This is a genomic window from Asanoa hainanensis, assembly GCF_900188485.1.
Classification (GTDB): Bacteria; Actinomycetota; Actinomycetes; order Mycobacteriales; family Micromonosporaceae; genus Asanoa; species Asanoa hainanensis.
Window position 1 is genome coordinate 20,429 of record NZ_FZPH01000033.1, and the last position, 20,993, is coordinate 41,421.

Sequence of the window (20,993 nt, forward strand, 5' to 3'; positions counted from 1 at the left end):
CGTGGGGCGGCCGTGCCTCGGAGGGAGCTGGCAATGGCTATCAGCGACAAGTTCGGTGACGCCGTCGACAAGGCCAAAGAGAAGATCGCCGACAAGGACGAGCGCGACCAGCGCATCGACCAGGCCGGGGACGCGATCGACGCCAAGACCAACGGCAAGTTCGCGGACAAGGTCGACCGGGCCCAGGACGCCGCGCGCAAGGGTGGCGACCAGATCACCCAGGAGCGGACCGGTCAGAGCCGGAACGGCCAGAACCGCAACAACAACAGCCAGAACCGCGGCAACAACCGCAACAACAACCGCAACCGCTGACCGCGGTTTCCGTTCCCGGCGGGCACACCGGGAAACGGCGGGCAGGCGGGCCGCGCGCTTGGGGGCGCCCGGCCCGCCTTGCCACATCAGCCCGTCGGCGGGCGCCTGGCCCTTGCGGCTCCAGAAAGGCAATGACCATGTCCCGGGTCCGCGGTGGTCCGGACCGCTGCTCCCGTCGGGGACCGCTCCACTTCGTTCCGCTGCCAGGTCCGCAGTAGTCAAGGCCAACCCACCCCGAAAGACAGAACGCGGGGACGCGCCCTGAACGCGGACCGCGCGCCATTTGGCGTGGAGGACGGGCGCGGATCCGGGGACGCCCTTGGACGAGTAAGTCCGAAGTACCCGCCGAGTTGGGGTGCATGACGATCGTCCGTCGTGTAACTACGTCCTGGCTGGTCCCGCGCCGCGAGGCGCGTGTCGCAGGGTCTCGATGGCTGTCTCGTGCGGCGCTCTCCTGACGGCCACAGCCGCCAGAAAGCGCCTCGCTCACAGATCGTGTGCGGCACATCGAGATCCGGCACCTTTGCCCGCATGATCGGGTGAGCTTGGTCGAGTCGCCGCACGGCGTGTCGACCAGATCAGACACACCCGATCACTCCCCACACCGCTGATCTCCCAGGTGTCGCACACCCGATCTCTGCCAGCCTTGGCATCCGCCCGAGCCGGCCCAGCTTCCACAGGCGCGCCCTGGACGATCAGCGTGCTCGCCGCGCGGACACCGACCGACGTCGGATCAACCAGGCCCAGGGACGCCGGGCGCAGGCCGCACAGAACGCGGGCCACAGGGCGGGAAGCTCGCCCCAGGCGACAGGCCACAGCCCACGGGCACAGGCCCGGCCAAAGGGTGCGGGCCACAGGACGCCGGACGCGGGCCATAGGACGCCGGACGCTGGACGCGGACCACAAGACGCGGGCCATAAGACGCGGGCCACAGCGGGAAGGGGGCACACCCCAGGCCAGGGGGTCTAGGCGCGGTTGCACGTCAGGCCACAGGGCGCTGGCCGCCGAGTGTGGATCAGGAACGGCGGCGGGCTCCGGGGCCTGGGCGGGCGATCACGTCGCGTGGGTTGTCGACGTCGTGGCCGGCCGCGCAGCGGAGCACCGAGGTCACCTGCTCGCCGCAGTCGCGATGCACTGTCGTCAGCGGTGAGCCGATCGGGTCCGCGAGGTAGCGGTCGCCCCACTGCAGGACCGCGACGATCACCGGCCAGAGGTCGAAGCCCATCTCGGTAAGGCGGTACTCGTGGCGGACCCGGGCGCCCGGGTCCTGGTAGGGCTCCTTGCGCAGTACGCCGCTGTCGACCAGCAGGGTCAAGCGGTTCGTCAGCACCTGGCGCGGGATGTTGGTGCGCACCCGCATGTCGTCGAAGCGCCGGATGCCGTTGGCGATCTCGCGCAGCACCACGAACGTCCAGCGCTCCCCGAGGATCTCCATCGCCCGGCCCACGGTGCAGTTGTCGACGGACCATTCGAGGGCTTCCGGTCGCGCGCTCATGCCGACCACCCTAAGTCTCGTTGACAGACCCAGCAACTGGCTGCGACGCTGGGTCCATGACTCAGACGCAGGTCGAGCGCAGCCGTACCTTCTCCTGGTCCGACCCCGCCACCAACGCCGCGCTCATCGGCAAGACCAGCGGCCTGAGCCTGCTGCGGTCGATGATCGCCGGCGAGCTGCCGCCGCCGCCCGTCATGGCGCTGCTCGGGATGACCCGGCTGACCGCCGAAGAAGGGCGGGTCACGGTCGAGATGCCGCCGCGGGAGTACCACTACAACCCGCTTGGCACCGTCCACGGTGGCATGCTCGCCACCCTGCTCGACACCGCGGCCGGCTGTGCCGTGCACACCACTCTTCCGGCCGGGGTGGGCTACACCTCGGTCGACCTGTCGGTGAAATACCTGCGCCCGGTCACTGTCGGCTCCGAGATGCTGACCTGCGTCGGCACCGTGATCCAGCGCGGCCGCCGCACCGCACTGGCCGAGGCCAGGCTGACCGACGCCACAGACCGACTCGTCGCCCACGCGACGTCGACCTGCCTACTCTTCGAGATCCCCACGAGTTGATCAAGGAGATAGGACCGGCAAGTGGTGCGGACGCCCCACCAAATCCGACAGGCCCCCCGCTAGTCGATCAAGAAAACGGGGCAGACACGTGGTACGGACCCCCACCAAGCCGACGGGCTTCCGCTAGTTGATCAAGGCGAGGAAGCTCGGCAAGCGGTGCCCGGCCGACCAACGCAACCCACGACGGGCAGCCGCGTTGATCGGCCGGTCGCGCCCTAGTTGATCGTTGGGTGCAGGTCTGCCGCGGGCGGGGTCCAGGTGCCTGGGTCGGCCTCTTCCTGGGTCCCAGAGCGGATGTCCTTGATCGAGTCCGGATCGCCCGGGAACCAGACGAACGGGATGCCGCGCCGTTCGGCGTACCGGATCTGCTTGCCGTATTTCGCCGCCGTCGGTGAGACCTCGGTCGGGATGCCGCGCCGGCGCAGCGCCGAGGCGATGCCGTCGGCCGAGCGGCGGTGGGCCTCGTCGGAGAGGGCTACCAGCACGCAGGTCGGCACCGAACGCGAGATCGCCAGCTTGTCCGCGCCGAACAGCAGGCCGAGTACTCGGGTCAGGCCGATCGAGATGCCCACGCCCGGGAAGCGTTCGTTGCCCGACGTGGCCAGGTTGTCGTAGCGGCCGCCCGAGCAGATCGAGCCGAACCGCTCGAAACCGGCGAGCTGCGTCTCGTAGACCGTGCCCGTGTAGTAGTCCAGGCCACGCGCGATCTTCAGATCCGCGACACACAGACCCGGCGCGTACGCCGCGGCCGTCTCGACCACCTGGACCAGCTCGGCCAGGCCCTCGTCGAGCAGCGGGTCGCTGACCCCGAGCGCACGGACCGCGTCGGCGAACGAAGCATCCGCGGACGAGATCTCGGCCAACGCCAGCACGGCCTTGGCCTGGGCCGGCGTCGCGCCGGCCGCCTCGACCAGCAGCTCGGTGACCCGGGCCGGCCCGATCTTGTCCAGCTTGTCGACGGCCCGCAGCACCGCCTCCGGGTCGCCCAGGCCCAGCCCGCGGTAGTAGCCCTCGCACACCTTGCGGTTGTTGACCTGGATGGTCACCGGCGGGATCGGCAGGGCGCCCAACGCGTCACCGATCACCAGCGGCATCTCGGCCTCGTAGTGCGCCGGCAGCGTGTCCCGGTCGACCACGTCGATGTCGCACTGGACGAACTCGCGGTAGCGCCCCTCCTGGGGCCGCTCCCCCCGCCACACCTTCTGGATCTGGTAGCGCCGGAACGGGAAGTTCAACTTCCCCGAGTTCTCCAACACATAACGTGCAAAAGGCACAGTCAGGTCGAAGTGCAGCCCAAGGGAGTCATCAGGGGTAGAAGAAGCGTCTTCCTGGAGCCGGCGCAACACGTAGACCTCCTTCGAGGTCTCGCCCTTGCGCAGCAACTGGTCCAGCGGCTCGACGGCCCGGGTCTCCAGCGGCGCGTACCCGTACAACTCGAAAACGCTCTTGATCTTGTCAAGGAAGCGCTGCTCGATCATGCGTTGCGGCGGCGACCACTCCGGGAAGCCGGAGATCGGCCGTGGCTTGCTCATCTTGGTCATAGCCCTCTGGTCGGGGCCGGTCGCATGACTTCCAGGAGAAACGGGTTGGTCGCGCGTTCCCGGCCGATCGTGGTCGCCTCGCCGTGTCCCGGCAGGACGATGGTGTCGTCGGCTAGCGGGAGGATCCGATCACGAAGGCTGGCCGTCATCGCCGTCATGCTCCCTCCCGCCAGGTCGGTGCGCCCGATCGAGCCGGCGAAGAGCACGTCACCGGAGAGGCAGACTTCGTCCGCGTCCCAGCCCCGTGCGGCGCCGGCCGGCAGCCGGAAGAGCACCGACCCGCCGGTATGGCCGGGGGCGTGGTCGACGGTGATCTCGAGCCCGGCGATCGTCAGCGCCTCGCCGTCGATCAGCGGGGCGACGTCGTCGGGCTCGGTGTAGGTGAACCGGCCGCCGAACAGCTTCGCCGGGTCCATGGACAGCGCCTTGGCCGGGTCGGCGAGCAGCTCGCGGTCGGCGGGGTGCACGTAGGCCGGGATGCCCTTGGCACCGCACACGGGCGCGACGGAGAAGGTGTGGTCGAGGTGACCATGGGTCAGCAGCACCGCGGCCGGGTGCAGGCGGTGCTCGGCGAGGACCTCGTCGAGCCGCGCAGAGACGCCGATGCCGGGGTCGACGATCACGCACTGCTCGCCCGGCGCCGTCGCCACCACGTAACAGTTGGTGCCGAAGACGTCGGACGGGAAACCCGTGATCAGCACAGTCGTCCCCTTCCGGTCGCTGTGACCAGCCTAGCGGGCGGCGCACGCCGATTACCGGCAGGCAGGCACCCCCGGTAATCACGATCTTTGATCGCTCAAACCGCAGGACCTCTCACCATGCTCCCAGCGTTTGCCCGTATGCTCTCCCGGACGTTTGTGGCGCGAGGCACACCCGAAAGAGGAGCACCGGTGGCATCCAGCAGAGATCGGCAGCGCAAGCTCGCGCGTGCCAAACTCGACCGGCAGTTGGCCCGCCGGGCCGCCGGCCTGCGCCGCAAGCGCCGGGTCCAGGCTGGCCTCGGTGGCGCGCTCGCCCTGGTGCTGATCGGCCTCGGTGCCTTCTGGGCCTTCGGCGGCTTCGACAAGGAGCCGGTCAACACCGCGACCGACGTCTGCGTGTGGACGCCGCAGGAGCCCGGGGTCAACGTCGACGCCCAGGACGTGGGCCTGCCGTCGGCCACCGACGTGCCGACCTTCGGCACCCGAGACATGAACCTCACGACGAACCAGGGCAACGTCACGGTCGAGCTCGACCTGGCCACCGCGCCCTGTGGCGGCGCGAGCCTGGCCTACCTTGCCGGCAAGAACTTCTACGACAACACCAAGTGCCACGAGATCACCACCGAGGGCGCGGTGCACTGCGGCGACCCGAAGGGCACCAACCTGGGTGGGCCGACCTACACGTTCTCCAACGAGAACGTGCCGACGAACGCGCCGACCCCGTCGCCGTCGGCCTCTCCCGCACCGGGCACCCCGGCCACGTACCCGGCCGGCACCGTCGCGCTCTACCCGAACCCGCCGGGCGCCAACGGCAGCCAGTTCCTGATCTTCTTCAAGGACTTCACGCCCACCACCGAGCCGGCGTACGCCATCGTGGGCAAGGTCACGACCGGCCTCGACGTGGTCGAGAAGATGGGCAAGATCAGCACGGTGGACGACGGCAACGGCAACAAGGTCAAGCCCTCGACGGACATCACGATCCAGTCGCTGACCGTCGGCGCCGTCAAGAGCGACCCGAGCGACAACCCCGTGCCGCCGTCACCGGCCAACCCCTCGGCCACCCCGTCCGCGACCGCGCCGCCGACCGGCGCGCCGTCGGGCACGCCGTCTAACGCGAGCTAAGGTCACCCCGGAAACGCCCTGAGCGCGGAAGCAGGAGGAGAGTCCCCGTGACGTCCACGAGAGAGCGGCAACGCGCGGCGGCGCGGGCCCGACTCGCGCAAGAGATGGCCGACCGCCAGGCCGTCGCACACAAGCGTCGCCAGCGGCAGGCCTACATCGGTGCCGGCGTGGCGCTGCTGGTCCTCGTGGGCGGCGTGGTCTGGCTGGTCAGCAGCATGGGCGGCGACGACAAGTCGACCGCCAGCGGCGACCCCTCGGCCGCGGCGATCTCCTGCGTCTGGAGCGAGGTCCCGGCCGACCAGCGGCAGCCGACCACCAAGGACGTCGGCGTCCCGCCGACCACCACCCCGCCGAGCAGCGGCACCCAGGTGATGACGGTCGACACGAGCTTCGGCCCGGTCGAGGTCACGATGGACCTGGCGAAGTCGCCGTGCAGCGCCGAGAGCTTCAGCTACCTGGCCAGCAAGAACTTCTGGGACGGCACCAAGTGCCACCGGATGTTCCCGGGCATGCTGCAGTGCGGTGACCCGTCGGCCAAGGGCAAGGGCTACCGCGAGTCCGACGGCACGGGCGGCCCGAGCTACCGCTACGCCAACGAGAACCTGCCGGTCGACCAGCGTCCGGCGTACCCGGAGGGCGTGGTGGCCCTGGCCAACAGCGGCCCGGACACCAACGGCTCGCAGTTCTTCTTCATCTACCAGGACGTCGAGCTCTCGCCGGACTACACGGTGCTCGGCAAGGTCACCAAGGGCCTGGAGAACATCAAGAAGGCCACCGAGGCCGGCCACGACGGCGCCTTCGACCCGTCGCCCGGCGGCGGCCACCCCAAGAGCGACATCGAGATCAAGACGCTGACGGTGGCCGCTCCGGCCTCCTGATCCGCGAACGACGAAAGCGCCGCCCCTGGAAAGGGGGCGGCGCTTTCGTATGTGAGGACTCAGGCTCCGGAGGTCACCCGGTACGCGTCGAAGACGCCGTCGACCTTGCGGACCGCGGCCAGCAGGTGGCCGAGGTGCTTCGGGTCGGCCATCTCGAAGCTGAACCGGCTCACGGCCACCCGGTCGCGGGTCGTGGTGACCGTCGCGGACAGGATGTTGACCCGCTCGTCGGAGAGCACCCGCGTCACGTCCGCCAGCAGCTTGTGCCGGTCGAGGGCCTCCACCTGGATGGCGACCAGGAACGTCGACGCCGACGTTAGCTTCCAGCTCACCTCGAGCACCCGCTCGGGCTGGGCCTTCAGGTCTTCGGCGTTGGCGCAGTCGTCGCGGTGCACCGACACCCCGCCGGAGCGGGTGACGAACCCGAAGACCGAGTCCGGCGGCACCGGCGTGCAACAGCGGGCCAGCTTGATCCAGACGTCGCTGACGCCCTTGACCACCACGCCGGGGTCGTGGCCGGCGGTGCGGCTGCGCGGCGGACGGGTCGCGACGGCGGTCTCGGCCAGGTCCTCGGCCGCGCCCTCCTCGCCCCCGTAGCCCGCCATCAACCGCTGCACCACCGACTGCGCGGAGACCTGGTTGTCGCCGACCGCCGCGTAGAGCGAGGCGACGTCGGCCAGGTGCAGGTCGCGCGCGATGGTCATCAGGTTGTCGGTGGTCAGCATGCGCTGCAGCGGCACGCCCTGCTTGCGCATCGCCTTGACGATCGCGTCCTTGCCGGCCTCGATCGCCTCTTCGCGGCGCTCCTTGTTGAAGTACTGGCGGATCTTCGTGCGCGCCCGCGGCGACTTCACGAAGCCCAGCCAGTCTTGTGTCGGGCCGGCCGTGTCGGACTTCGACGTGAAGATCTCGATCACGTCGCCGTTGGACAGCGTCGACTCCAGCGGCACGAGCTTGCCGTTGACCCGGGCGCCGATGCACTTGTGGCCGACCTCGGTGTGCACCGCGTACGCGAAGTCGACCGGGGTCGAGCCCGTCGGCAGCGGTATCACGTCGCCCTTGGGCGTGAAGACGTAGACCTCCTGGCTGGAGAGGTCGAACCGGAGCGCGTCGAGGAACTCGCTCGGGTCGCTGGCCTCCCGCTGCCAGTCGAGCAGCTGCCGCAGCCAGGTCATCTCGTCGATGTGGGCCGGCGGGCCGACGATCGTCGCGCCCTTCTGCTCTTTGTATTTCCAGTGCGCCGCGATGCCGAACTCCGCCGTGCGGTGCATCGCGTACGTCCGGATCTGCATCTCGACGGGCTTGCCGGTCGGGCCGATCACGGTCGTGTGCAGCGACTGGTACATGTTGAACTTCGGCATCGCGATGTAGTCCTTGAACCGGCCCGGCACGGGCTGCCAGTTCGCGTGGATCACACCGAGCGCCGCGTAGCAGTCCCGGACGGTCTCGACCAGGATGCGGACGCCGACGAGGTCGTAGATGTCGTTGAAGTCGCGACCCCGCACGATCATCTTCTGGTAGATCGAGTAGAGGTGCTTCGGCCGCCCGGTGGTCTCCGCCTTGATCTTCGCGGACCGCAGGTCGGTGTGCACCTTCTGCGTCACCTGGCGCAGCAGCGCCTCCCGCTGCGGCTGGTGCTCGCCGATCAGCCGGTTGATCTCCTCGAACCGCTTCGGGAACAGCGTGCCGAACGCGAGGTCCTCGAGCTCCCACTTGATCGTGTTCATACCGAGGCGGTGGGCCAGCGGCGCCAGGATCTCCAGGGTCTCCTTGGCCTTCTGCTCCTGCTTGGGGCGCGGGAGGAAGGTCAGGGTGCGCATGTTGTGCAGCCGGTCGGCCAGCTTGATCACCAGGACCCGCGGGTCCTTGGCCATCGCGACGACCATCTTGCGGATCGTCTCGGCCTTGGCCGCGTCGCCGAGCTTGACCTTGTCGAGCTTGGTGACACCGTCGACGAGCAGCGCGACCTCACCGCCGAAGTCACCGCGCATCGACTCGAGCGTGTAGTCGGTGTCTTCGATCGTGTCGTGCAACAGCGCCGCGACCAGCGTGGTGGTGTCCATCCCGAGGTTGGCCAGGATGGTCGCGACCGCCAGCGGGTGGGTGATGTAGGGGTCGCCGGACTTCCGATATTGCCCGGAGTGCCAACGCGCCGCCATGTCGAAGGCGCGCTGCAGCAGCCGCGCGTCGGCCTTGGGATGGCTGGCGCGGTGGGTGGCGATCAGCGGCTCGAGCACCTCGCTGACCTGCGGCGCCTGCCAGGGAGCGTTGAACCGGGCCAGCCTCGCCCGCACCCGCCGCCCGGTAGGCGTGCCGGCCAGCCCGAAGCCGGAGCCGGTCTCACCCGCCGGATCGCGTGTGGTGCCGGCGCGCTCGCGAAGCTGGACAACGACGCCGTCACTCTCGTCGTCGACCTCGTAAGGAGATCGACCGTTGGCCGGCCACTCGACAGTGTCCTCAGCGACAGGCTCCTCGGCGGCCTTGTCCGTGATGTCTTGGGCGGCCTTGTCCGTGGGCGAGCTGTTCGCCGCACCCTGCGGCGCCGTCTCAAGATCATGAGCCGGAGGGGTGTCTTCGGCGGCCTTGTCCGTGGTGGGCGAGCTGGTCGCCGCAGCCTGAGGCACCGCCTCACGATCATGAGCAGGAGGGGATACGCGCTGGGCCGCGCGACCGGCATCCTCGGCCGCACTGTCGGCCGTGGTGGCCGCGTCCGAGCCGCGGTGAGCGATGGACCCGCTCCCCGGAACCAGCCGGTCCGGTGCGGCCTTCGCCGGTGCTGTGCGGCTGGCCGCACCCGTCTTCGCGGTCGTCGCAGGGGTCGCGGCTGTCATCTCAGCGGGGGCCGCGCCGTTCGCCGACGCCGCACCTGTCGCGGCGCTCGTCGTGGTGTGGGCTGCGGTGGTCACGGCGGTCACGCCCGCGCCGGCGTCCGCGGGGGCCGCGGCCTTCGTGGTGGTCGCCCGTCCGGCCGCCGCGCTGTCCGCGCCTGCTGGCGCGACGCCGTTCGCGGCACCCGCCTGCGCGGAGTCCGCGGCGCTCTCGGGCGTCGGGGTTGTGCCGTTCGGGGCGGGCTCGCCGTCGGGGTTGACCTTGATCGCTGAGCCGACGTTGCCGCCGGGGCGGGCCGCCGTCACGATCGGGGCGGCCGACGTGCCGTTGCCCGGCGCCGGGGCCTCCGCCGCAGAAGTCTCAGGGCGTGCTTCGGTGCCGGCCGGGGTCGACTTCGCTCGCCCGGTCGGGTTCTCTGCTGCCTCGCCGGTCGGGCGCTTCGAGCCCGCCACCGATGGGGCGACGTCGTGGGACACCGGCCTCCTCAACACCTCGCGATCCACCGACCGTATCGGGCCGGCAACACCTGCGCTAGCCAGGTGACGGCGATCCGGGCCGGTCGGGACCGGGCACCCCCAAGTCTACCCGTACGGCCGATCCCGCCCGGAGGGGCAGAGCCGGACCTAAACGGTCAAAAGGGCATGTACGTCGCGGGGGGCGAGTCGGTCCCGGCCATTCAAGAACGCCAACTCGATCAACACGCTGAAGCCCGTGACCATTCCCCCGGCCTGCTCGACCAGGGACAGCGCCGCCTCGGCGGTGCCGCCCGTGGCCAGCAGGTCGTCGACGACCAGCACCCGCTGCGCGGGCTGGAGAGCGTCCCGGTGCACCTCGAGGGTGGCCTCGCCGTACTCCAGCGCGTACGACGCGGACAGCACCTCGCGGGGCAGCTTGCCGGCCTTACGCACCGCCAGCGCGCCGGTCCCGGTCGCGTACGCGATCGCACCGGCGAGGAGGAACCCACGGGCCTCGACCCCGGCGACCACGTCGAACGACGACCGCCCGTGGTGCTCGATGACCGCGTCGACGACCTGGCGGAACGCCGGGCCGTCGGCGAACAGCGGCGTGATGTCCTTGAACAGGATGCCGGCGTGCGGGAAGTCGGGCACGTCGACGACGTGCCCGGCCACCAGTTCCGCTATCGCTTTCTCGTCCATCCGGGTCAGCGGCGCTTCGCCCCACCGGGGCGGTTGCCACCGGGGCGCCCGCCACGGCTGCCGCCGCCGGAGCGCTTCGCCGCGTTCGGCCGGGCGCCCACCTTCGGCGCCCCGCCGGCGAGCGCGCCGACCTCGGAGGCCTCGGGAGCGGCCTGCCGCGGCTGGACCGCGGCCGCGCCGGCCGGCACCGCCTCGCCCTTCTTCGGCGCGACCTCGCCGCGGGCGATCGCCGCACGGCGGGCCAGCACGCGCTTGGTGTGGGCCTGGATCTTCGGCTCGAACTCCTTGAGCGTGACCAGCACCGGCGTGGCGAAGAAGATCGACGAGTAGACCGCGACCGCCATACCGACGAACAGCACGAGGCCGAGGTCGGCCAGGGTGCTCGCGCCGGACAGGCCGGCGATCAGCAGACCACCGACGGGCAGCAGCGCCACCAGACCGGTGTTGATCGACCGCATCAGGGTCTGGTTGATCGCGAGGTTCGCCGCTTCGCCGTACGTCGTCGTGCTGCTGGCCGTGATGCCTCTGGTGTTCTCCTGCACCTTGTCGAACACCACGACCACGTCATACAACGCGAAGCCGAGGATCGTCAGGAACCCGATGATCGTCGCCGGCGTGACCTCGAAGCCGGCTAAAGAGTAGAGGCCCGCCGTCAACACCAGGTTGAGCAACAGCGAGGAGACGGCCGCGACCGCCATCCGCCACTCGAAGCGCAGGATCAGGTAGACCATCACCAGCGCCACGAAGATCACCAGGCCGAGCAGGGCGCGCTCGGTCACCTGCTTGCCCCAGGCCGCGCTCACGCGGCTGTCGGTGATGGTGTTCTCCTGGATGCCCAGGTCCTTGGCGATCTGCGCCTTGACCTCGGTGGTCTGCTCCGGGTCGAGGATCGAGGTGCGGATCTCGTAGTAGGTGTCGCCGCCCCGGCCGACCTGCGTGGCCGGCAGCGCGGTGGCGTCGCTGGCGTTGTCGGCCAGCGCCTTGTTGACCGCCGACTGCGCCTTGTCGAGGTCGACGCTCTGGCTCGCCGGCACGATGAACTGGTTGCCACCGGCGAACTCGATGCCGAGCGAGAACCGGTTGATGCCGAAGCTGAGCAGCGCGACCAGGATCAGCGCGCCAGCGACGCCGAACCAGATCTTCCGCTTGCCGATCAGGTTGAGACCGGCCTCACCGCGGTAGAGCCGGTTGGCCAAACCCGACTTGGACATCTCAGGCCTCCTTGGCACGACGCGGCGAGCGCGTACGCGGGTTGTCGCCGTCGTCATCGTTGTGCTGTTCGAGGATCCGGCCGAGGCCACTGACCCGCGGTGAGAGGAACGCCTTCGTGTTGGCGAACATCGTCATGATCGGGTGTCGGAAGAGGAACACGACGACCAGGTCGAGGATGGTGGCCATGCCCAGCGCGAAGGCGAAGCCCTTGACCGTGCCGACGGAGACGATGTAGAGCACCACCGCCGCCATGATCGAGATCGCGTTGGCCGAGATGATCGTGCGGCGGGCACGGGCCCAGGCCCGGGGCACCGCACTGCGCGGCGACCTGCCTTCACGAATCTCGTCTTTCAGACGTTCGAAGTAGATGACGAACGAGTCCGCCGCCACACCTAGCGAGACGATGAAGCCCGCGATGCCGGCGAGGGTCAGCGTGAAGCCGATCTGCCGGCCGAGGAACACCAGCGCGCCGAAGACCAGACCGGCGGAGAGCACGAGGCTCAGCACGATCACGGTGCCCAGCAGGCGGTAGTAGAAGAACGCGTAGATCGCGACCAGCAGCAGGCCGATGCCGGCGGCGATCAGGCCCGCCCGCAGGTATTCGGCGCCCAGCGTCGGCGACAGGTTCTCCTGGTCGGCCGGGGTGAAGGTCAGCGGCAGCGCACCGTAGCGGAGCTGGCCGGCGAGCTCGTCGGAGCTCTTGGCGTCGAAGCTGCCGGAGATCTGCGAGTCGCCGGTCAGGACGCCCTGGATCTCGGGCGCCGAGATGATCTTGTTGTCGAGCACCACCGCGACGAGGCAGTTGCCGTTCTCCAGCGTCGCCTGGTCACAGGTCTGACCGCTGTTCTGGTACGCCTCGCGGGTCAGCGCCGTCCACTTCTCCTGGCCGTCGCCCTTGAAGTCGAGGCTGACGACCCACTGGCCCTGCTGGTCGAGCTGGGCGGTGGCGTTGCCCACGTCGGTGCCGGAGACCTTGGCCACGTCGAGGAGGTATTTCCCGCCGCCCTGGCAGGCGATCGCCTGCTGGTCTTCCTTGCTGATCGAACCCGCCGGCCGCTTGTCGAGCTGGTTCGCGCAGGTGATCGTGGGCACGTTGAACTGCATCTGCGGCGTCAGCACCGCGACTTCTTCCGGCTTCAGGCTGCCGAACGGCTTGAGCGACTCGGCCACCGCCGGGTCGGTGCTCGGTGCCTGCAGGGCGCTCGCCGCGGCCCAGGCCGCCGGGCCGACCTTGGCCTCGACCGCCTTGCGCGCCGCCGCGATGTCGGCGGTCAGCGGTGCCTCGGGGGCGGCGGAGGCGGACGGCGCCGGGTTCGGCGTCGCGGTCGCGGTGGGGGTCGGCGTCGGGGTGGCGGGCGCCTCGGCGCCGCCGCCCGTGCCGCCGGTGCCGGGCGTCGCCGTGGCCGACGGCTGGCCGGTGGCGGCCGGCGGCGCCGACGGGGAGCCGCTCGGGTTCGGGGTGGCCGAAGCGCTGGGCGCCGCCGACGGGGCAGCGGTCACGCCGGTGCCGTCGGTGATGTTGATGACCTTGCGGAACCGCAGCTCAGCGGTCTGGGCGATGCCGCTCAGGTCGGCGTTCTCGCCCGGCAGGGAGACGATGATGTTCCGGTCGCCGTCGGTGACCACCTCGGCCTCGGACACGCCCTGGGCGTTGACCCGCTGCTCGATGATGTCGCGGGCCCGGTCGAGCGACTCGGGCGACGGCGGCTGGCCGTCGGCGGTCGTCGCCTGGAGCGTCATCCGGGCGCCGCCGACCAGGTCGAGACCCAGCTTCGGATGCAGCCGATCCTGCACGCTCCCGTGGGCTCCGGCGAAGAACACCAGGGAGTAGAGGATGACGAAGATGCCCGCGAGGACGGCTATCTGCCGTCCGGGGTGCATCTGTCGCTGAGGTGGTGCCACGGCAGCGGGTCTCCCTGTGCTGAGGCCGTCGCGGGCGCGGCGGCGCGGGTCGATGCAGCGGTCACGCCGGGCAGGCGTGGTGCGCCGGCTCTGCGGGGACGGAGCCAGCGCGATTATCCATCACAGTCGATCGGATCGGGGGGTGAGCCCGATCTTGACGCAAGGCTATGCCGGGGCCGCTGGGAGTTTGCTGCCGACCCCGGTCCACAGCCTCACGAGTCAGTCCTTGACGGGCTCGACCGGCGAGGTGATCGTCTCCGCGGCCGGCGGCGACGCGGGCTCGGGCACCTCGTTCTTGCTGCTGATCACCCGGGCGACGGCCTGGCGCGCGTACTTCAGGTGCGTGCCGGGCGCGGCCTCGAGGGTGACCGTCTCCGCGTCGGTCTCGACGACGGTGCCGTGCAGGCCACCGATCGTGACGACCTCGGAGCCGGGGCCGAGGGTGGACTGCATCTGCTGAGCTTCGCGGCGACGCTTCTGCTGGGGGCGAATCATCATGAAATACATGACGCCGAACAGCAGAACGATCATGAGGAGCGGCAGGAAGCTGCCGCCACCGGAGGCGGATGCTGCGAGCACGATTGAAAACCTTCCCATTGGCCTTTGCCGGGCTGGGGGTCGCCGGGCGCAGGCAAAAAAGTCGTCCCCTACGGACCGCGGCGAGTCTAGTCGGTCTGGCTGAGAACGCCGAATGCCGCGCGGGTCACTTTCGGATCACGGAAAACGCTGGTCGGAGCCGAAGAGATCGGCGGGGGCATTCGACCCCGCGGGCGGGGTCCGACCGAGGTGCGTCCAGGCCGCGTCGGTGGCCACCCGACCCCGGGGCGTACGGGCCAGCAGCCCCGCCCGGACCAGGAACGGCTCGCACACCTCCTCGACGGTGTCCGGCTGCTCCCCGACCGCCACGGCCAGCGTCGACAGGCCCACCGGGCCGCCCTTGAACGAGTCGACCAGGGCGCGCAGCACGGCCCGGTCGAGCCGGTCGAGGCCGAGCGCGTCGACGTCGTACACCGTCAATGCCTCCCGGGCCGTGGCCAGCGTGACCGTGCCGTCGCCGCGGACCTCGGCGTAGTCGCGGACCCGGCGCAGCAGCCGGTTGGCGATCCGGGGAGTGCCCCGGGACCGACCCGCGATCTCGACGGCACCCTCCTCGGTGATCGGCACGCCGAGGATCCGCGCGGACCGGTGCAGCAGCGCCTCCAGGTCGGCGGCGGCGTAGAAGTCGAGGTGGGCGACGAACCCGAACCGGTCGCGCATCGGCCCGGTCAGCAGGCCGGACCGGGTCGTGGCGCCGACCAGCGTGAACGGCTCGACGTCGAGCGGGATCGCGGTGGCACCGGGCCCCTTGCCGACCACCACGTCGACCCGGAAGTCCTCCATGGCCGAGTAGAGGAGCTCCTCGGCGGGCTTGGCGATCCGGTGGATCTCGTCGATGAACAGCACGTCGCCCGTCGCCAGGCTGGTCAGGATGGCCGCGAGGTCGCCGGAGCGCTCGATCGCCGGCCCACTGGTCACCCTGATCCCACTGCCGAGCTCCGCCGCGACGATGTTGGCCAACGTGGTCTTCCCGAGGCCGGGCGGCCCCGACAAAAGGATGTGGTCCGGCGGGGTTCCCCGGCCCATGGCGCCGCGCAGCAGCAGGTCGAGCTGGTCGCGGACGCGGTGCTGGGCGATGAACTCGGCCAGTCGCTTCGGCCGGACGGTCGCCTCGGCGTCCTGCTCGCCGTCGGCGACGTACGCGGAGACCTCGTTCATCGGGTCCGGCCGAGCAGCTGGATCGCCATCTTGAGCAGGGTCGGCACAGGCTCGGAGCCGGTCGCCTTCTCGGCCACCGCGGCCACCGCCTGGTCGGCCTGCGACGCCGACCAGCCCAGCCCGACCAGACCCTGGCGGACCTGCTCGGGCCAGACGGCGCCGACCACACCGGACGCTCCGTCGGCGCCGACCGCGATCGGGCCGATCCGGTCGCGCAACTCCAGCACCAGGCGTTCGGCGCCCTTCTTGCCGATGCCCGGCACCCGGGTCAGGGTCGCGGTGTCGGCGTTGGCGATCGCCTTGCGCACCACGTCGGGGTGGTGCACGGCGAGCACCGCCTGGGCCAGCCGCGGCCCGACGCCGCTGGCCGTCTGGAGCAGCTCGAAGAGGTGCTTCTCGTCGTCGTCGGCGAACCCGTAGAGGGTCAGCGAGTCCTCCCGGACGACCAGGCTGGTCGCCAGCCGGGCCGGCTGGCCCAGCCGCAGGCCGGCCAGGGTGCCGGGAGCACAGTGCACGGCCAGGCCGACGCCGCCGACCTCGATGACCGCGCCGTCCGGAGACACCGCGGCGACGACCCCGCTCACGCTGGCGATCACCTTCGACCTGCCCTTCTGACGGCGGTGGCCGCCGCCTCGATCTTCGCTTTCGTGCCGCCCCGCCAGACGTGGCAGATCGCCAGCGCCAGCGCGTCGGCCGCGTCGGCCGGCTTCGGTGGCGCGTCGAGCCGGAGCAGCCGGGTCACCATCGCGGTCACCTGGGCCTTCTCGGCCTGGCCGGAGCCGGTGACGGCGGCCTTGACCTCGCTCGGCGTGTATGTCGACACGGGCAGCCCGGCCCGCGCCCCCGCCAGCACCGCGACCGCGCTGGCCTGCGCCGTGCCCATCACCGTGCGCACGTTGTGCTGGCTGAACACCCGCTCGACCGCGACGCTGGCCGGCTGGTGCTCCGCGACCAGGTCACCGAGGGTGCGGTCGAGGTGCAGGAGGCGCAGCGCGAGGTCGTCGGCGGGGTCGGTGTAGACCACGTAGTAGGCGACCAATGTGCACGGTCGACCGGGCACACCCTCGACCACGCCGACGCCGCAGCGCGTCAGCCCCGGGTCGACGCCGAGCACCCGCACGTGATCCCTCCCCCTGTACGTGTGTTCGACACCTTACGGGTCGCCCCAGCGGGCGTGGGGCGGACACACCGGGCCCCGAAATCCGGTGGCACGGCTCACTAGCGTTGACGGTGTGGAGAAGACCGGATTCATTTCGACGACGATTCCGTACGTCAATGCGCGCCCCCATCTCGGTCACGCGCTGGAGTTCGTGGAGACCGACGCGTACGCGCGATTCATGCGCACGAAGCTCGACGACGTCTTCTTCCTCACCGGATCCGACGAGAACGCGCTGAAGAATGTGTTGGCCGCGGAAGCCGCGGGAATGTCGACCGCCGATCTCGTCGCCCGCAACGCGCTCGCCTTCCAGGACCTCCAGTCGGCCCTGCTCTGCGCGCCCGACCATTTCGTCCGCACCAGCGTCGACCCGCTGCACCTGGCCGGCGCGACGGAGCTGTGGCGGCGCATGGAGGCGGCCGGCGACCTCTACCCGCGGGCCTACGAGGGGCTCTACTGCGTGGGCTGCGAGCAGTTCTACGAGCCCGCCGAGCTCGCCGACGGTCGCTGCCCGGAACACCTGACCGAGCCCGAGCGCGTACGCGAGCAGAACTGGTTCTTCCGACTCTCCCGTTATCAGGACGACCTACTCAAATGCCTTGAGTCGGGCGCACTGGTCATCCACCCCGAGACGCGCCGCAACGAGGTCATCTCGTTCGTCCGCGCGGGCCTGCAGGACATCAGCGTGTCCCGGTCCGCGACGCGCGCACGCGGCTGGGGCATCCCCGTTCCCGGCGACGACAGCCAGGTCATGTACGTCTGGATCGACGCGCTGACCAACTACACCAACGCGCTCGGCTGGACCGCCGACGACCCGCGCTACCAGCGGTTCTGGGCCGACGCGACGCAGCGCGTACACGTCATGGGCAAGGGTGTGATCCGGTTCCACGCCGTCTACTGGCCTGCGATGCTGCTCTCCGCGGGCCTGCCGCTGCCCACCGACCTGGTCGTGCACGGCTACATCACCGCCGGCGGCCGCAAGCTCGGCAAGAGCCTCGGCAACGCGGTCGACCCCGAGGACCTCATCGACCGGTACGGCGCGCGGGCTGTCCGATATGCACTGCTCGCCACTTTCGCCCCGTTCGGTGACGGCGACGTCACCGAGGAGCGGATCGTCGCCGCCTACAACACCGACCTCGCCAACGGCCTCGGCAACCTGGTCAGCCGGGTGACCAGCATGATCGCCCGCTATCGGGGCGGCGTTGTGCCGTTTGGTTCGGTGGCCGGCGGGCTAGGCGAGGCGGTCGGGGTCGCGGCGGGCGCCGTCGACGCGGCGATGACCGGCTACGACCACCGCCTCGCCGTGCAGCACCTCAACACCCTGGTCGGGCAGGCCAACGCGTACGTCGACGAGCACGCGCCCTGGCACCTGGCCAAGAACCCGGAGGACGCCGACCGGCTCGACACCTGCCTGCTGCACATCGCGGGGGCCGTCCGCGCCCTGGCCGCACTGCTGCGGCCGTTCTTACCCGACGCGGCCGAAGAGATCCTGGTCGCGCTGAACCAGCCGGCCGACTGGCGGCTCGGGGGCGACTGGCTCGCCGGGATGGCCGGCACCGCGGTCCAGAAGCCCGCCGCGATCTTCCCGCGCATCGACGCCCCTGCCACATAACACCCGGGGGCAGTGTGTGGTGGCACGCCATGGGCGCCACCCCGCCACGCTCGTAGATTCATGCGCCATGGCAGCAGATCGGGTGGCTGACCACCACGTCGTACGGCTGGACCTCACCGGACGCACCGCGCTGGTGACGGGTGGCGGCAGCGGGATCGGGCGCGCCTGCGCGACCCGGCTCGCCGCCGCCGGCGCCAAGGTGGTCGTCGTCGACCGCAACGCGGCGGCCGCCCAGGAGGTGGCCGGCGCGATCGGCGGCGTCGCGGTCGAGCTCGACCTGACCGACGGCGACGCCGTCGACCGGATCGACGCCGACGTCGACGTGCTGGTCAACAACGCCGGCTTCCAGCACGTCGCTCCCCTGCCCGAGTTCCCGCCGGACACCTTCACGGCGTTGCAGCGGGTCATGGTCGAGGCGCCGTTCCGGCTGGTCCGGCGCGCGCTGCCGCACATGTACGAGCGGGGCTGGGGCCGCGTCGTCACGATCTCCTCGGTGCACGGGCTGCGCGCGTCCGCGTACAAGTCGGCCTATGTCACTGCCAAGCACGGCGTCGAGGGCCTCTCCAAGGTGATCGCGCTGGAGGGCGCTCCACACGGGGTCACCGCCAACTGCGTCAATCCCGGGTACGTGCGTACGCCGCTCGTCGAGGGCCAGATCGTCGACCAGGCCCGCAGCCACGGGATCCCCGAGTCCGAGGTGCTCTCGTCGATCCTGCTGGCCCGCTCCGCGCTCAAACGCCTGGTCGAGCCGGCCGAGGTCGCCGAGCTGCTGGCCTACCTGTGCACCCCGGCGGCATCCTTCATCACCGGGGCCTCGATCGCCATGGACGGGGGATGGACGGCAAGCTGAACGCCATGACTGGAGAGTTTCTCGAACTGCTGGCGCGGGAGGCCGCGGCGGTCGAGTTCGAGGGTCCGCTGCTGGCCGCCCGCGCGGCCGGGCTGCCACCCGACCAGGTCGCCGACCTCGAGCGCGCCAAACTGGCCGCGCTGCGGGTGCGCTCCCTGCTGGAACGCCGCCGGCAGCGCGAGGTCGAGCTCTCCGGGCTGGTCGACACCGCCGCCGACCTCGCCGGCCTGCGCGACGTCGACGACGTGCTGCGGGCCATCGTGCACCGGGCCCGGACCCTGCTCGGCGCCGACGTGGCCTACCTGACGCTCAACGACGACGACCGCGGCGACATCTACATGCGGGTCACCGACGGCTCCGTTTCGGCCCGCTTCCAGCGGCTGCGGCTCCCCCTCGGCGCCGGCCTCGGCGGGCTGGTCGCGCAGACCGGGACGCCGTACGTGACGGCCGACTACCACGTCGACGAGCGCTTCCGGCACACGGGCGAGATCGACGCCGGCGTGGGCGAAGAGGGCCTGGTCGCCATCCTCGGCGTACCCCTGCGGCTCGGCTCGTCGTCGTTGGGTGTGCTCTATGCCGCCAACCGGTCGGCCCGGCCGTTCGCCCGCGAAGAGGTGGCCCTGCTCGGCTCGCTCGCCGCGCACGCGGCGGTGGCCCTGGACACCGCGCGGCTGCTCACCGAGACGCGGGTGGCCCTCGCCGAGCTGTCGGCCGCCAACTCGACGATCCAGGCGCACAGCAGCTCGGTGGAACGGGCGGCGTCCGCGCACGACCGGATGACCGCCCTGGTGCTGCGCGGCGGCGGGGTCGAGGACGTGGCCGCCGCGGTGACCGAGGTGCTGGGCGGCTCGCTGCTGGCGCTCGACGCGGACGGCCGCGAGCTGGCCCGGGTCGGCTCGATCACCGAGCCCGACCGCGCCACCCTGGCCGAGGCCGTCGCGGCCTCCCGCGCCGAGCGGAGATCGGTCCGGCGCGGCGACGGCTGGTACGCGGCGGTGGTCGCCGGGACCGAGGACCTCGGTGCGCTGGTGCTCCGCCCGACCGCGGAGCTGGTCGACGCGGACCAGCGGATCCTGGAACGGGCCGCCCTCGTCACCGCGCTGTTGTTGCTGTTCCGCCGCACCGTCGCCGAAGCCGAGGGTCGGGTCCGGGGCGAGCTGCTCGACGAGCTGGTCTCCCGGCCGGTGCGCGACGCGGAGTCGCTGCGCTCGCGGGCCCGGCGGCTGGGTGTCGACCTGGACGCGCCCCAGGTGTTGGTGGCGGTGGGGGACGACACCGCTGGGCGGCAGCGGGTGCTGTCCTGGGCCACGTCTTATGCGTTGTCCCGCGGTGGGTTGGCCGCCGCCCGCGACGGACGCATCCTGCTGATGCTGCCGGGCAGCGATCCCGGGGCCGCGGCCCGGCTGGTCGCGAAGGACGCCGCGCGGGTGTCCGGGCGACCGATGACCGCGGGCGCGGGTGGGCCGTCTTCGGGGCCTGCTGCCCTGGGCGCCGCGTTCGCGGAGGCCGACCGGTGTCTGTCGGCGTTGACGGCGCTGGGCCGGGTCGGCGAGGGCGCGGGTGCGTCGGAGCTGGGCTTCGTCGGGCTGTTGCTGGGCACGACCGGGGCGGCGGGCGACGGCGAGGTGGCCCGGTTCATCGCGTCGGCCATCGGGCCGGTGGTCGACTACGACGTGCGACGCGGGACAGCGCTGGTCCGCACACTGGAGGCGTACTTCGGGGTGGGCGGCGGGCTGGCCAAGGCGGCGGAGCTGCTGCACGTCCACGTCAACACGGTGACGCAGCGCCTGGAACGGGTGGGCCAACTGATCGGCCCGGACTGGCAACAGCCCGAGCGGGCGCTGGAAGTGCAGCTCGCGCTCCGGCTGCACCGGTTGCGCAGCTAGCCTTCTGCCTCGTGACCGA

Annotated in this window: 18 protein-coding genes and 1 pseudogene; 8 read left to right on the forward strand and 11 right to left on the reverse strand. The window is 71.0% G+C overall.

Translation table 11 applies throughout. The features are described 5' to 3' along the window. The first annotated feature begins 33 nt into the window (after positions 1-33). Positions 34-312: an Rv0909 family putative TA system antitoxin gene (locus tag CHC05_RS39535; protein WP_089255866.1), complete on the forward strand. Its 279-nt coding sequence runs from the start codon at positions 34-36 to the stop codon at positions 310-312. Positions 313-1,327: 1,015 nt separating this feature from the next. On the opposite strand, the gene CHC05_RS39540 is transcribed toward CHC05_RS39535, so the two are convergent. After that, positions 1,328-1,807 carry a winged helix-turn-helix transcriptional regulator gene (locus CHC05_RS39540; RefSeq protein WP_089255919.1) on the reverse strand — a complete coding sequence of 160 codons (480 nt, stop codon included), beginning with the start codon at positions 1,805-1,807 and terminating at the stop codon, positions 1,328-1,330. 56 nt (positions 1,808-1,863) lie between these two features. On the opposite strand from CHC05_RS39540, the gene CHC05_RS39545 reads away from it, so the two are divergent. Beyond that, the gene (locus CHC05_RS39545; protein ID WP_089255868.1) at positions 1,864-2,373 is read left to right on the forward strand and encodes a PaaI family thioesterase; all 510 of its coding nucleotides are present in this window, start codon (positions 1,864-1,866) and stop codon (positions 2,371-2,373) included. Between the two features lie 215 nt (positions 2,374-2,588). Here CHC05_RS39545 and hisS read toward each other — a convergent pair whose 3' ends face one another. Then, positions 2,589-3,905, reverse strand: coding sequence for a histidine--tRNA ligase (hisS, locus tag CHC05_RS39550; RefSeq protein ID WP_089255921.1), 1,317 nt, complete (start codon positions 3,903-3,905; stop codon positions 2,589-2,591). A gap of 5 nt (positions 3,906-3,910) precedes the next feature. Continuing rightward, positions 3,911-4,615, reverse strand: a complete 705-nt coding sequence (locus CHC05_RS39555; RefSeq protein ID WP_089255870.1) for an MBL fold metallo-hydrolase — start codon at positions 4,613-4,615, stop codon at positions 3,911-3,913. A 189-nt stretch (positions 4,616-4,804) separates the two neighbouring features. Here CHC05_RS39555 and CHC05_RS39560 point away from each other — a divergent pair, with 189 nt between their 5' ends. Then, positions 4,805-5,737: a peptidylprolyl isomerase gene (locus tag CHC05_RS39560; protein WP_089255872.1), complete on the forward strand. Its 933-nt coding sequence runs from the start codon at positions 4,805-4,807 to the stop codon at positions 5,735-5,737. A 47-nt stretch (positions 5,738-5,784) separates the two neighbouring features. Further along, entirely contained in the window at positions 5,785-6,615 is an 831-nt protein-coding gene (locus CHC05_RS39565) for a peptidylprolyl isomerase (protein ID WP_245871469.1), read from the forward strand. A 59-nt stretch (positions 6,616-6,674) separates the two neighbouring features. Here CHC05_RS39565 and CHC05_RS39570 read toward each other — a convergent pair. Then, positions 6,675-9,056: pseudogene (locus CHC05_RS39570) on the reverse strand (RelA/SpoT family protein); the annotation flags it as partial. Between the two features lie 286 nt (positions 9,057-9,342). On the opposite strand from CHC05_RS39570, the gene CHC05_RS41935 reads away from it, so the two are divergent. Next, complete coding sequence (locus CHC05_RS41935) at positions 9,343-9,987, forward strand: hypothetical protein (protein ID WP_179266586.1); 645 nt, start codon at positions 9,343-9,345, stop codon at positions 9,985-9,987. An 80-nt stretch (positions 9,988-10,067) separates the two neighbouring features. Here CHC05_RS41935 and CHC05_RS39575 read toward each other — a convergent pair whose 3' ends face one another. The 7 genes from CHC05_RS39575 to ruvC form a co-directional block, all read right to left on the reverse strand. Beyond that, positions 10,068-10,601 carry an adenine phosphoribosyltransferase gene (locus tag CHC05_RS39575; protein WP_089255876.1) on the reverse strand — a complete coding sequence of 178 codons (534 nt, stop codon included), beginning with the start codon at positions 10,599-10,601 and terminating at the stop codon, positions 10,068-10,070. 5 nt (positions 10,602-10,606) lie between these two features. Continuing rightward, entirely contained in the window at positions 10,607-11,812 is a 1,206-nt protein-coding gene (gene secF / locus CHC05_RS39580) for a protein translocase subunit SecF (protein WP_089255878.1), read from the reverse strand. 1 nt (position 11,813) lies between these two features. Beyond that, the gene (gene secD / locus CHC05_RS39585) at positions 11,814-13,715 is read right to left on the reverse strand and encodes a protein translocase subunit SecD (RefSeq protein ID WP_179266588.1); all 1,902 of its coding nucleotides are present in this window, start codon (positions 13,713-13,715) and stop codon (positions 11,814-11,816) included. Positions 13,716-13,934: 219 nt separating this feature from the next. Continuing rightward, a complete protein-coding gene (gene yajC, locus CHC05_RS39590; RefSeq protein WP_425426926.1) occupies positions 13,935-14,297 on the reverse strand; it encodes a preprotein translocase subunit YajC in 363 nt (120 codons plus the stop codon). Positions 14,298-14,429: 132 nt separating this feature from the next. Further along, entirely contained in the window at positions 14,430-15,470 is a 1,041-nt protein-coding gene (gene ruvB, locus CHC05_RS39595) for a Holliday junction branch migration DNA helicase RuvB (protein ID WP_089255884.1), read from the reverse strand. After that, positions 15,467-16,066, reverse strand: coding sequence for a Holliday junction branch migration protein RuvA (gene ruvA, locus CHC05_RS39600; RefSeq protein WP_089255886.1), 600 nt, complete (start codon positions 16,064-16,066; stop codon positions 15,467-15,469). The genes ruvB and ruvA overlap by 4 nt, the downstream gene beginning before the upstream one ends. After that, positions 16,063-16,590, reverse strand: a complete 528-nt coding sequence (gene ruvC, locus CHC05_RS39605; protein WP_089255888.1) for a crossover junction endodeoxyribonuclease RuvC — start codon at positions 16,588-16,590, stop codon at positions 16,063-16,065. Before ruvC ends, ruvA begins: the two co-directional genes overlap by 4 nt. 112 nt (positions 16,591-16,702) lie before the next feature. Between ruvC and metG the strand changes: the two genes are divergently transcribed. From metG to CHC05_RS39620, 3 genes are all read left to right on the forward strand, one after another. Beyond that, positions 16,703-18,238, forward strand: coding sequence for a methionine--tRNA ligase (gene metG / locus CHC05_RS39610; protein ID WP_089255890.1), 1,536 nt, complete (start codon positions 16,703-16,705; stop codon positions 18,236-18,238). Positions 18,239-18,305: 67 nt separating this feature from the next. Beyond that, positions 18,306-19,088, forward strand: coding sequence for a 3-hydroxybutyrate dehydrogenase (locus tag CHC05_RS39615; protein ID WP_089255892.1), 783 nt, complete (start codon positions 18,306-18,308; stop codon positions 19,086-19,088). Between the two features lie 5 nt (positions 19,089-19,093). Continuing rightward, the gene (locus CHC05_RS39620) at positions 19,094-20,974 is read left to right on the forward strand and encodes a helix-turn-helix domain-containing protein (protein ID WP_245871470.1); all 1,881 of its coding nucleotides are present in this window, start codon (positions 19,094-19,096) and stop codon (positions 20,972-20,974) included. Positions 20,975-20,993: the final 19 nt, after the last annotated feature.